Source organism: Microbacterium sp. H1-D42 (assembly GCF_022637555.1).
GTDB lineage: Bacteria > Actinomycetota > Actinomycetes > Actinomycetales > Microbacteriaceae > Microbacterium.
Window position 1 is genome coordinate 2,887,267 of sequence record NZ_CP093342.1, and the last position, 12,305, is coordinate 2,899,571.

Genomic DNA, 12,305 nt, shown 5'->3' on the forward strand with positions numbered 1-12,305 from the left:
GGGTAGCGTCGGGGGATGGTGCGGGACTTCATGACGGATGCTGGGCAGCTGCGTGACCTGGAAGGGCAGCAGTACGTCGTGCTGCGGCCGACCGGGGCCGTCGCGACCGAGTTCGATCGCATGCAGGATGCCGCGCGCCGGCGCATCGATGCCGCCGGGCTGTCCGACGCCGTGCGCTATCCGGGGGCAGCGCACGTCACGCTCCGTGGACTGTACGAACCAGAGCGGGTCGATCAGGTGCGGGAAGTCGTGCGCCGATGGGCGGCACGACAGCATCCGATCGAGCTCGCGTTCGACGCCGTCGACTCGTTCCCAGCCCCGTGGCAGATCGTCATCGCACGCCTCGCGCGCACGCCGTCGCTGCTGCACGCGTACGCGTCACTCACCGAGGCGCTCGACGACACCGATCTGCGGCGCATCGGCGAGCTGAGCCTCGACGAGTGGACCTTCCACCTCTCGACGGTCTACGCCAAGAACCTCGATGCTGCGGACTGGGCGCGACTGGCATCCGACACCGCCCACGATTACGCGACGCCACCCGCCGAGACGATCGGCGAGGTCGAGTTCGTCACCTACTTCGACGCAGCCGAGCACCGTGAGGTGTTTCCTCTCGGTGCAGGCTGACCGAACCTCAGCGCGCGGCTTCGACCTTCTTCTTGAAGAAGAGCAGCGGCAGCAGCCAGGTGCCGAGCGCTGTGACGATCCACACGATCAGGGTCGCCAGCACCCACGTGATGATCCCCGAGATCTGGATCCCGCCGGGGAAGAACGACGCGATCAGCAGGGCGACGAAGGTCGAGATCAGGCCGATACCGCCCAGCATCGCGCTGGCGTACTTGCGCGCGACGTTGAAGATGAACGGCGCGAAGATCGCCTGCGCCACCGTGAACACGATGACCGCGATGACGAAGCCGCTCGCAGAGATCGAGAAGCCGTTGAGCGTCCACATGCAGATCAGCAGACCGAGCGCTGCCATCACCAGCGAGATCAGGATGTTGATGAGAAAGCGCAGCACGGCGCACCTCCGTTGTCAGGTGGCTAAGAAGCGAACCGCTTCGCCAGGTCGAGAAGCAGTCTGGCACCGAATCCGGTCGCTCCCTTGGATCGCCACGAATCATCCTTGTCGACCTGCATGGTGCCGGCGATGTCGAGGTGCGCCCACGGGGTCTTCCCGGCGAAGTGGTCGAGGAAGAGGGCGGCGGTGATCGTGCCGGCGTACGGCCCGCCGAGATTCGAGATGTCGGCGATGTCACTGTCGAGCTGGGAACGGTACTTGCGCTCGAGGGGAAGTTGCCAGGCGGGCTCGTCGGTGACGGCGGAAGACGCCCGGACTGCGTCGACCATCCCGTCGTCATTGCCCAGCAGCGCGGCGATATGCCCGCCGAGCGAGACCAGCGCGGCGCCGGTGAGCGTGGCGATGTCGACGATCGCATCGACGTTCTGCTCGTTCGCGAGCGCGAAGGCGTCGCTCATGACCAGCCTGCCCTCGGCGTCGGTGTTCTTCACCTCGATGGTCGTGCCACCGCGGGCGGTCAGCACATCTCCGAGCTTGTAGGCCGCGCCGGAGGGCATGTTGTCGGTGCACATCAGCCAGCCGAGAACTTCGGCCGTGCCGCCGCTGTCACGCAGCCCGGCGAACGCGCCGAGTACGGCTGCCGCCCCGCCCATGTCCATCTTCATCAGCAGGTGCATGGGGTCGCTGGGCTTGAGGCTGATGCCGCCGGAGTCGTACATGATGCCCTTGCCGATCAGCCCGAGCTTTCCGGTCGGCCCACCGGACGGCCGGTACCGCAGCACGATCATGCGCGGCTCCTCGACCGAGCCCTGGTTGACGCCGAGCAGTCCGCCACAGCCCAACTCGATGAGCGCCTGCCTGTCGAAGGTCTCCACCTCGAACCCGAACCGCTCGCCGAGCTCCACGGCGACATCAGCCATGTCAGTCGCCGTCAGGTGCCCTGGAGGGGTGTTGGCCAGATCGCGCGCGATGACGGCCGAGCGCACGGCGATGATCGCCGTGCGCACTGCGGCGGCGTCGGCATCCGATTCCCCTCCCAGATCGAGCGTGAGCGATGTGAGGGGCACATCCTTGGCATCCGACTTCAGCGGCGTGTAGCGGTACCGGGCGAGCAGCGCCCCCTCGACCAGCGCCGAGATCGCCGTCGGGCGGTCGACGTCGCCGAGCTCGATCCGCAGGGCGATGTGCGCGTGCCGCGCGGCCGCGCGCGCGAACGCCGCGGCGGCATCACGCAGGGCAGCTGCGGTCGTCGGAGCGTCGCCGAGGCCGACGGCGATGAGGTCGGGATCATCCGCGCGCGGCAGCACCAGCGTGGCACCCGCCTTCGCCTCGAAACCGGCGGCTGTCAGCGCGGGGCGGTCGAAGGCGAGTCGCTCGGGCACGGGGCCGTCGGACGAGACTCCGAGCCCGATCGCCCCGGCGCCCTCACCGAGCGGCGCGATGCTCACCTGCACGGCCTCGACGGCGGCGAGCGCCGGCACGGCCGGGAAGTCGGTCGGGATCAGCTTGTCAGCACTGCGAGTCATTTCCGTTCTCCTCCGTGTGGAATCGGATGCTGTGATCAGATGGAAACCGGCGACCCTGGGCCCCAGGGGATGCCGAGCAGGAACCAGACGACGAAGAGTGCGGTCCAGGCGAGCAGCATCCACAGCGCGTACGGGATCATCAGCGCGATGATCGTGCCGATGCCGGCGTCCTTCTTGTAGCGCTGCGCGACGGTCACCATGAACGGCAGGTAGACCATCAGCGGGGTGAGCACGTTGACCGGCGAATCACCCACGCGGTAGGCGGCCAGCAGCGTCTGCGGCGCGACATCCAGCGACGCGAAGATCGGGATGAAGACCGGCGCGAAGATCACCCACTTGGGAACCAGGCCCGGCAGGATGAAGTCCAGGATCACGATCACCAGGATGAACGCGAGCAGCAGCACGATCGCCGGCACGCTCGCCTGCTCGAGCAGCTCGGCGGCCGACACCGCGGCGACGGTCGGCAGATTGGTCCAGTTGAACAGCGCGATGAACTGGGCGATCATCAGGAACATCACCAGCAAGCCGCCCAGACTTGCGAATGTCTTCGAGATCGCACGGACGGCCTCGGTGCCGCCACGCAGTGTCTTCGCACCGGCGCCATAGGCGATGCCGCAGACGAGGAATGCCAGCGAGATGATGAACACCAGGCTCGCCATGAATGGCGTGGCGCCGATGATGTCACCGGTCAGAGGGTCGCGCAGCGGCGCCCCCGGCGGCAGGGTCAGCGCCAGGATCACGATGAAGAACGCGAGCAGCGCCCAGCCGGCGAACTTCAGGCCGCGTGCCTCGGCGTCGTGATCGGCGCCCTCGGAGTCATCGGCGATGGTCATCTCGGTGCGGTCGTACGCGCCCAGCCGCTTCTCGGTGACGAGCACTGTCACCAGCAGCGCGACGACCGCCAGCAGCACGGATGACACGATGCCGAAATAGAAGTTCTGCGTCACGTCGATCGGCTCCATGCCGGCAGACGTGAGCACCTCGTTGGTGATCTCGGTCAGCATGCTGTCGCTCGGGGTGATCAGCATGTTGGCGCCGAACGCGGCGCCGACACCCGCGAACGCCGCCGCGAGGCCGGCCAGCGGATTGCGTCCGACCGTGAGGAACGCGGCCGCAGCGAGCGGCACGAGAATCAGGTACCCGGCATCCGTCGCGACCGACGAGAGAACGCCGACGAAGATCAGGATGAAGGCGATCCAGCGCCGCGGGGCGACTTTGACCACCCGACGGATCAGCGCGCCCATCATGCCGGCATGCTCGGCGACACCGACGCCCGCCATCGCGATCAGCACCACGGCCACCACACCGAAGCCCGCGAAGTTGTCCACGAACGAGCTGAAGAAGAATCGCACACCTTCTACGGAGAGCAGGTTGCGGATCGCGAACTCCTGCTCCTGGATCACGTAGTCCGGGATAGCGGCGGGATTGCCGGTGATGGAGTCGTAGACGGTCCATCCGCCGCCGAACATGTCGTTGAAGCGCTGGAAGTCATCTCTCGGGATCGGCACGACCACCTCGTCGGTCACCGAGACGCCTATCCAGGACAGGATCAAGGACAAGACCGCGATGAAGCCGATCAGGTAGACGAACATGATCGTCGGGTCCGGCACCTTGTTGCCGACCTTCTCGATCCAGTTCAGAAAGCCCTTCTGCTGCGCCTCCGGCGCCGTGTCCGCCCCGACTCCCATACCCATCGACTCCTCCGCACAGCATCATTGCGAGAACGGTGCGCCCCTGCGCGGCATCTCACCCCCATGATCGCGAGGGGCGGGCATCGGCGGACACCCCCAGAACTGGGGGTCTCCGCGCGCAGCCTGCCGCCAGCGACAGCCGACCGAGTACGCTCAGCAGCCATGGACCCGGTCGCCATCGTCTTCGTGATCCTCGGTGTCGCGGTGGTCGCCTTCGTCTCGGGCCGCGTCCCGATCAGCGTCGTCGCCGTCGGCGTGGCAGTGGCGCTGTTCCTCACCGGCGTGCTCGATCTGCAGCAGGCGATGGCCGGCTTCGGCGACCCGGTGGTGATCTTCATCGCCACCCTGTTCATCGTCAGCGAGGCGATGGAGAGCTCTGGCGTGATCGCCTGGGCCGGCGACCAGGTCGTCACCAGAGTCGGCACCAATCGCAAGCCGCTGATTCTCGTGCTGTGCCTTCTGACCGCCGTGATCACGGCCCTGATCAGCGTCAACGGCGCCGTGGCGGCGCTGCTGCCACTGGTGGTCATGGTCGCCGCACGATCGGGCATCCCCTCATCGCAGATGGTGATGCCCCTCGCTTTCTCGGCGCACACCGGCTCGATGCTCGCGCTGACCGGCACCCCGGTGAACATCATCGTCTCAGACGCGGCGGCGGATGCCGGCGCCCGCCCCTTCGGCTTCTTCGAGTTCGCGATCGTCGGCATCCCGCTGCTGATCGGCGGAATCCTGATCACCCTGTTCCTCGGCCCTCGGCTGCTGCCGGAGCGCAACGCGCCGTCGGTGCCGGTGGACGTGCAGCGACTCGCCGAGCAGCTGCGCCGGGACTACGCGCTCGGCCCGGACGAAGTCGCCATGACAGCGGGGCGAGGCGCCACAGAGGTGGTCATCCCACCGCGCTCGAAGCTGATCGGCATGCACGTGTTCTGCGGCATGACCACCCCAAGCGGCAGCCTCGTGATCCTCGCGGCGCGCCGCGGCGACGAGACCCTCGATGACCCAGGCGCCACCCTGCAGGCCGGAGACATCCTGCTGCTCGACGGCACCTGGGACGACCTGAGCCTGCACACCTCCGATGATCGCGAGGTGCTGGTCGTCGACTCCCCCGAACGGCTGCGCCGTGGCATCCCGCTCGGCTCTGGAGCACGTCGCACGCTGATCATCTCGGGGATCATGGTCGTGCTGCTGGTCACAGGGTGGCTGCCGACGGCGATCGTGGGACTGCTCGCCGCCGGGGCGCTGATCCTGTCGAAGGTGCTCTCGATCACACAGGCCTACCGCGCCATCGCCTGGACCACCGTGCTGCTGGTGGCCGGCATGATCCCGCTCTCGACGGCCTTCCAGACCACGGGCGCTGCGGCCATGATCGCGGACGGGCTGAGTGCGCTGGTCGGCGATTTCGGGCCCTTCGCAGCCCTCGCTGCGATCGTGCTGCTCACGCTGGTGCTCGGGCAGCTGATCAGCAACACCGCGACAGTGCTGATCATCACCCCGGTGGCAGTGGCGCTGTCCCAGGCGATGGGCACGTCACCGCTGCCGTTCCTCATGGCACTGGCCGTGGCGGGCGCCGCCGCGTACATGACGCCGGTGGCGACGCCCGCGAATCTGATGGTGATGGAGCCGGGGCAGTACCGCTTCGGCGACTATGCGCGCTTCGGCACGCCGTTCCTGATCCTGACCTTCCTGCTCGCGGTGTTCTTCGTGCCGCTGATCTGGCCCTTCTGACCAGACCGTCGGTGCTGCCCATCGACGCTCAGGCCGGCAGCAGTCCGTCCTCCTGCGCGCGGCGGTACAGGTCGACCTTCGTCGAAGCCGGCCGCGCGGCCGCCGCATACTTGCCGCGGATGCGACGGATGTGATCGATCACCGTCTCGACTGACACGAACAACATCCCGGCAACGCTCTCGGCCGTCTCCCCCGACGCGTACAGCATGAGCACCTGCTTCTCGCGCGCGGTGAGCACGGCGAGCGGCAGCTCAGCATCCGACGCCAAGGCAGACGCCCACTCCGCGGACGGTCGCAGGGCCCCCTGCGCGGCCAGTCGGACGGTCTGCACGACAGCATCCACCGGCTCGGACTTGCGGATCATGCCGGCAGCGCCGGCGTACGCCGCCTCACGGATCAGCTGCGGCCGGTCGCCCGCGGTGAAGGCGAGCACCGGCGCGTCGATCGCCGACAGCACGCGCAGGTTCATGGCGGGCGTCGAGCCGTCGGCGAGCGACAGGGCGAGCAGCACGACGTCGACGGCTCGCCGTTTGTGCAGCAGCTCGCGCGCGGTCGACACCGCCGCAACCGTGCGCATGTCGGGCTGCGCGTTGAACAGCGCGGTGACGCCGAGCAGCATCGTGGGATGGCCGTCGATGACGGCGACGCGGATCACCACGAGTGCGCCATGCTCAGCTCAGGCCCCGCTCAACTCAGGCCGGAGTACGCGTGCAGGCCCTTGAAGAAGACGTTGACGATCGTGAAGTTGAAGATCACCGCGGCGAAGCCGGTGATCGACAGCCATGCAGACGGCGTACCGCGCCAGCCGCGCGTCGCGCGGGCGTGGATGTATCCGGCGTAGAGCACCCAGATGATGAACGTCCAGGTCTCCTTGACGTCGAAGCCCCAGTAGCGACCCCACGCAGCCTGGGCCCAGATGGCGCCGGCGATGAGCGTGAAGGTCCAGAAGATGAAGCCGACGACCGTGAAGTGGTACGCCATGTTCTCGAGGCGCGACGCCTCGGGCAGCGTACGCAGGAAGCCGGGCCCTGCGTTCTGCCTGCCTTCGGCGACCTTCCGCTCACGACGCGCCTGCATCAGCTGCAGGATCGACAGCGCGAAGGCGAGGGCGAACAGTGCCGTCGACAGCGAGGCCACGAAGACGTGGATGACCAGCCAGACAGACTTCAGCGGGTCGACCAGCGGAGTCACCTCGGTGTAGAAGCTCGCTGATGCCGCACCGAGCAGCACCAGCACGAGACCGCTGATGAAGCTGCCGAGGTACTTCAGGTCGACGCGAGTGAGCATCAGCAGGTACACGCCCATGATCAGCAGCGTGCCGATCATCGCGAACTCGTACAGGTTCGCCCACGGCACGCGTCCGGCGGCGAAGCCGCGCGTCACGGTCGCGATGAGGTGGAAGACCCAGCCGAGCACCGCCAGCGCCGTGCCGATCCGTGCGAACACGTAGCGCGGCTTCGCGGGCTTGTCTGCCTCTCCGGACGAGACGCCGTCCTGAGAAGTGGCGCCAGCATCCGAGATCTCGCCGCCACCGGCCGCGACCAGCACCTTCGTCTTGACCTCGTCGCTCATCGACGAGCGGCGGGCGAGGTCGAACGCATAGGCGATGAACGACGCCGCGTAGATCGCGATCGCCGTCCACAGCGTCAGGATCGAGATGGAATCGAGGTCGGGCATGTCATGCTCCCTTCGCGGAGGTCTCGCGTCGGGGCGCGGCCCCGTCGAGCAGTCGCTGGTGTCCGTCGACGAGATCGTCGACGGCAGCGGCCAGGGTGGGGTCTTCGCCGCGCGCGAGGCCAGCGTACTCCAGGTGGATGCTGTCGTCATCGGATGCTGTGGCCTTGACCCACATCCGACGACGCGGCACGAACAGGGCGAGCCCGAGGCCCGCCAGCGCGAGCAGGGCGAACACGAGCACCCACGTGGCCGAGGCGTCGTGGTGGATCTGCAGCGACACGTAGCGCTTCACGGACTGCAGAGTGTCCTTCGCGCCCGCGGGCGAGGCATTCTCGAACGTCACCGTGCCGAGCCCGTTCGGCAGGTCGGCGGTCTCACCCGGCTGCAGTTCGATCGAATCGACATCGGTGGTGCGGCCGGTCAGCTTCTCGAGATCGTCGGTGTCCAGCTCGAAGACCGACACCGGATTGCCGCCATCGATGCCGAGGTCGCCCTGATAGACGTCGAGTGTGAGCAGCGGCAGGTTCAGCGCGCCATGCGCCGAGGCGTAGGCGCCGGACTCGAGCTTGACCACGGTGGGGTACAGGAACCCGATCATGCCGAGCTGCTCCGGCATGCCGTCGGTGACCTTGATCACGCCGAGCGAGGTCATCGCGCTGTCCTGCGGCAGGAACTCGACGGGCTGGCTGAGCACGGTCTCGCCCTCGGCGTTGCGCACCGTGATGGTCGGCGCGTAGCCGTTGCCAAGCAGGTAGACGCTGTCGCCGGCGACGTTCAACGGGTGGTTGACCTCGATCTTTCCCTCGCTGGTGGAGCCGTCGGTCTCTTGGACGGTCACGTTGGCTGCGAAGTTGCCGGCCTGTCCTGCGCCGGGCTTGCCGAAGTCCTCGTAGGTGATGTCGAACTTGTCGAGCGTGACCGCGTAGGGCTTGAGCGCATCATCCGAGACGAAGCGCCCCCGGTTGATCGAGTTGTAATCGATCAGCGTGTTCACGAAGCTCGAGCCCTCGATGACGACCTTCTGCCCGGTGTAGGCGAACCCGCCGCCGAGACCGACGGTGACCAGCACGCCGACGAGCGCGATGTGGAAGATCAGGTTGCCGGTCTCGCGCCAGTAGCCGCGCTCGGCCGACGCCGAGAACGTGCGCCCTCGGTCGTACCGGGCGACGCGATATCCGAGCGCCTTGAGCTGCTTCGCGGCGACGTCGATCGCGCCGGATGCCTCGGCGTCAGCATCCGACGCCGCCGCTCCCTGCAGCGGACGCGCGACGGAGCGGTGGTCGTCGAGTCGTGCGAGCCGCGCCGGCGTGCGCGGCGGCAGTGCGCGCAGCGCCTTCGCGTGGTGCTTGATGCGCGGGATGATGCAGCCGATCAGCGAGATGAACAGCAGCAGGTAGATGGCCGAGAACCACGGCGACGAGTACACGTCGAACATGCTCATGCCGTCGAGGATCGGAAAGAGATCCGGGTTGTTCTGCTTGTACTGCACGACGCCGTTGGGGTCGGCGGTGCGCTGCGGGAAGATCGACCCCGGAATCGCCGCGATCGCCAGGATCAGCAGCAGCACCAGCGCGACGCGCATCGACGTCAGCTGACGCCATCCCCAGCGCAGCCAGCCCACGAATCCGAGCTTCGGCTGGTTGATCTCGGTGTCGGCCTCGACCGAGTCGATGTGGTCGGCGGGGCGACGCGGGTCGGTCGCTGCCGAAGCACCGGTGCGGTTCACTCGAGGGGCCTTCTTCTTCACGGGCTTCTCAGCCCGTTCGTCGTCAGATGGGGAGGATGACACTGGCCATCACCGCCGTCAGTCTCGACATGATCTCGGTCCAGATGCCCGTCGCCATCAGCACGCCGAGCACGATCAGCAGCACACCGCCGATGATGTTGACGACGCGGATGTGGCGACGGACGAAGCCGACGGCGCGGGTCGCCCAGCCGAAGCCGAGCGCGAGCAGCAGGAAGGGGATGCCCAGACCCAGCGAGTACGCGACGCCGAGCAGGGATGCCCGCCACGGTGTGCCCATGTTGAACGACAGCGCGACGATCGCGGTGAGGGTCGGGCCCATGCACGGTGCCCAGCTGAGACCGAGAGCGACCCCGAGCAGCGGTGCACCGATGAATCCGGTCGTCGACTTCACGTGCATCCGCATCTCGCGCTGCGCGAAGCCGAAGTACCCCAGGAAGATGAAGCCCATCGCGATGATCAGCACGCCGAGCACCTGCGTGATGATGCCTGCGTACTCCAGCACGAAGATCCCGAACGTGCCACTGAGCGCGGTGATGCCGACGAAGACCACCGTGAAGCCCAGGATGAAAAGGAGCACGCCCAGCAGCATCCGACTGCGCGTCGTCGCCTGCGTCTGAGTGCTGCCGGTTGTCTGCGCGCCGGAATTCTGCGCGTCGGAGCTCTGCCCCACTGCTCCCCCGATGAAGCCGAGGTAGCCGGGTACGAGCGGCAGCACGCAGGGGGACACGAACGACACGAGTCCGGCGAGCATCGCCAGTGGGATCGCCAGCCAGAGGGCTCCGGCGCCGATGACCGCCTCGGGTGTCACGCCTTCTCCTTGAGCACGTCCTGGATGATCGTCGACAGGATCGAGGTGCCCTCGATCGGTCCGATGATGCGGGCGGCGACCCTGCCCTGCTTGTCGAGCACGAGGGTGGTCGGCGGTGCCTGGATCGGCGTGACCTTCGCGAAGGCGAGCTTGGCCTCACCTGTGGTGGCGTCGATCAGGCTCGGATAGGTGATGCCATAGGTCTTGGCGAACGCCTTGGCCGTGTCGGGCTGGTCGTAGATGTTCACGCCGATGAAGGCGACGTCGTCACCCTGGTGCTTCTGCCAGACGGCCTCGAGGTCGGGGGCCTCGATGCGGCACGGGCCGCAGCCCGCGTACCAGAAGTTGACCACGGCGACCTGGCCGCTGATGTCGTCGCTCGAGAACTTCTCGCCGTCCTCGGTCACACCGCCGAAGACGACGGGCTCATCGCGCTCCGCGGGCGGGATCTCGCTCGTGCGGAAGTCGGCAGAGGTGTATGCCTTCTCGTCGCCGTTGAGGAATGCCTCGGTGGCCGGGTCAGGTGCGCAGGCGCTGAGGCCGATGGCCAGCACCGCGGCGAGTGCGGCTCCCGCGACGGTCAGCGAGCGGCTGCGACGGGCAGCGCGACGGGCGTGAACAGGTGAGGACACGCTGGGAATCGTACGCACGTTTCCTATGCGCGCTCTGACATCGTGCTATGCGATTCGTGCACGATAGCGCCCCCGCGGTCACGACGAGAAGCCCTCCAGGATGTCGGCGACCTCGGCGCGGAAACGCGGGCAGGTCGAGATGTCGTGCGCGGTGCAGTTGAACGCGTGCTCGGCCATGGCCTTCGAGTGCCGCATCTCGGCCATCCGCCGGTCGAGGTCGTCGAGATGCGCCTGCAGCACGCTATGCCGCTCCGCCGAGTCGCGGTCGAGCAGATGGGCGACCTGGTCGAGGCTCATGCCGGCCGCCTTGCTGCGCACGATCACGGCGATCCGCACCACGTCGTCCTCACCGTAGCGGCGCCTTCCCGCGGCATCCCGATCCGGCGAGAGCAGACCGACTGTCTCCCAGTGCCGCAGCACGCTGGTGGGCATGTCGAAGCGGGAGGCCACGTCGCCGACGGACCACACAGGGGCAGGACTTGACTTCATGTTGACATGAAGTCACAGACTGGGTCGAAACACAACCTCAACCACCCAGGAGGACTGAAAATGCGCGAGGTCATCATCATCGGGGCCGGCCCCGCCGGCCTGCAGGCGGCACTGACGCTCGGACGAATGCACCGCACAGCCCTGGTCATCGACTCCGGCGAGTACAGGAACGGGCCGGTGCAGCACATGCACAACGTCATCGCCGATGACGGCACGCCCCCGGCCGAGTTCCGCGAGAGGGCTCGCCGCCAGCTCGCCGAGTACGCCACCGTCGAGTTCCGACACGGGTCAATCACCCGCGTCTCCCCGATCGACGGCAGCTTCGAGGCGATCTTCGCCGACGGAACCGTCGAGCGATCGACCCGTGTGCTGCTCGCCACGGGCATGGCCGACGACCTGCCGCCGGTGCCGGGGCTCGCCGAGCTGTGGGGACGGCACGCGTTCAGCTGCCCGTTCTGCGACGGCCACGAGTACGCGGGCCGCCGCATCGGCGTGATCGGCGGGAGCCCTCGCGTGGAGCACCTCGTGAAGCTGCTGAAGCCGATCGTGTCGGACATCATCGTCTTCGACGACGGGGAACTCGCTGACGAGATGCGGTCGCAGCTGGAGACGTTGGGGGCGTCCGTGCACTCCGCGACCGTCGAGTCCGTCACCGACCACGACAACGGCGTGCGCATCACCGCCGGAGGACCGGTGGACGTGGACGGACTGTTCGTCGCCGCGGGAAGCGCCCGGCAGCGCGCACCGTTCGCCGAGCAGCTCGGGCTGACCATGCTCGACAGCGGCGCCATCGAGATCGATGAGTTCGGTCGCACGTCACTGCCCGGCGTCTCGGCCGCGGGCGACCTCGCCCACCGGGCGGCACTGCCCGGTGTGATGGCGGCGGTGATGGTCGCGGCAACCGCGGGGCAGCTGGCGGCCGCCGGTCTCGTGCAGGAGCTCGCCGGCTGAGGGGATCCGACCCGGCCTGGGCTCAGATCGCGTCCGGCCCGGGA

Annotated in this window: 12 protein-coding genes; 3 read left to right on the forward strand and 9 right to left on the reverse strand. The window is 67.7% G+C overall.

Features of this window, described 5'->3' with window-relative positions; translation table 11 throughout:
- Positions 1-15 precede the first annotated feature (15 nt).
- Entirely contained in the window at positions 16-624 is a 609-nt protein-coding gene (locus MNR00_RS13710) for a 2'-5' RNA ligase family protein (protein ID WP_241926473.1), read from the forward strand.
- A gap of 7 nt (positions 625-631) precedes the next feature.
- Here the strand turns inward: MNR00_RS13710 and MNR00_RS13715 are convergent, their stop codons facing one another.
- From MNR00_RS13715 to MNR00_RS13725, 3 genes are read right to left on the reverse strand one after another with little or no spacing between them, the layout of a single operon-like run.
- Positions 632-1,015 (reverse strand): phage holin family protein, encoded by a 384-nt coding sequence (locus MNR00_RS13715; protein ID WP_241926474.1) that lies wholly within the window; start codon positions 1,013-1,015, stop codon positions 632-634.
- A 23-nt stretch (positions 1,016-1,038) separates the two neighbouring features.
- Positions 1,039-2,541, reverse strand: coding sequence for a leucyl aminopeptidase (locus MNR00_RS13720; RefSeq protein WP_241926475.1), 1,503 nt, complete (start codon positions 2,539-2,541; stop codon positions 1,039-1,041).
- Positions 2,542-2,576: 35 nt separating this feature from the next.
- Positions 2,577-4,229: an AbgT family transporter gene (locus MNR00_RS13725; RefSeq protein ID WP_241926476.1), complete on the reverse strand. Its 1,653-nt coding sequence runs from the start codon at positions 4,227-4,229 to the stop codon at positions 2,577-2,579.
- A 165-nt stretch (positions 4,230-4,394) separates the two neighbouring features.
- On the opposite strand from MNR00_RS13725, the gene MNR00_RS13730 reads away from it, so the two are divergent.
- Positions 4,395-5,957 carry an SLC13 family permease gene (locus tag MNR00_RS13730; protein WP_241926477.1) on the forward strand — a complete coding sequence of 521 codons (1,563 nt, stop codon included), beginning with the start codon at positions 4,395-4,397 and terminating at the stop codon, positions 5,955-5,957.
- A gap of 28 nt (positions 5,958-5,985) precedes the next feature.
- Here the strand turns inward: MNR00_RS13730 and MNR00_RS13735 are convergent, their stop codons facing one another.
- The 6 genes from MNR00_RS13735 to MNR00_RS13760 all read right to left on the reverse strand — a co-directional run bounded on the left by MNR00_RS13735 (position 5,986) and on the right by MNR00_RS13760 (position 11,310).
- A complete protein-coding gene (locus MNR00_RS13735; RefSeq protein WP_241926478.1) occupies positions 5,986-6,615 on the reverse strand; it encodes a response regulator transcription factor in 630 nt (209 codons plus the stop codon).
- Between the two features lie 29 nt (positions 6,616-6,644).
- On the reverse strand, positions 6,645-7,634 hold the full coding sequence (gene ccsB / locus MNR00_RS13740; protein WP_241926479.1) for a c-type cytochrome biogenesis protein CcsB: 990 nt from the start codon (positions 7,632-7,634) through the stop codon (positions 6,645-6,647).
- A 1-nt stretch (position 7,635) separates the two neighbouring features.
- Positions 7,636-9,381: a cytochrome c biogenesis protein ResB gene (locus MNR00_RS13745; protein ID WP_241926480.1), complete on the reverse strand. Its 1,746-nt coding sequence runs from the start codon at positions 9,379-9,381 to the stop codon at positions 7,636-7,638.
- Positions 9,382-9,403: 22 nt separating this feature from the next.
- Positions 9,404-10,189, reverse strand: a complete 786-nt coding sequence (locus MNR00_RS13750) for a cytochrome c biogenesis protein CcdA (RefSeq protein WP_241926481.1) — start codon at positions 10,187-10,189, stop codon at positions 9,404-9,406.
- Positions 10,186-10,821: a TlpA disulfide reductase family protein gene (locus MNR00_RS13755; protein ID WP_241926482.1), complete on the reverse strand. Its 636-nt coding sequence runs from the start codon at positions 10,819-10,821 to the stop codon at positions 10,186-10,188. The genes MNR00_RS13750 and MNR00_RS13755 overlap by 4 nt, the downstream gene beginning before the upstream one ends.
- 78 nt (positions 10,822-10,899) lie before the next feature.
- Entirely contained in the window at positions 10,900-11,310 is a 411-nt protein-coding gene (locus tag MNR00_RS13760) for a MerR family transcriptional regulator (RefSeq protein ID WP_241926483.1), read from the reverse strand.
- Between the two features lie 60 nt (positions 11,311-11,370).
- Between MNR00_RS13760 and MNR00_RS13765 the strand changes: the two genes are divergently transcribed.
- Positions 11,371-12,261, forward strand: a complete 891-nt coding sequence (locus tag MNR00_RS13765) for an NAD(P)/FAD-dependent oxidoreductase (protein WP_241926484.1) — start codon at positions 11,371-11,373, stop codon at positions 12,259-12,261.
- The last annotated feature ends 44 nt before the right edge of the window (positions 12,262-12,305 follow it).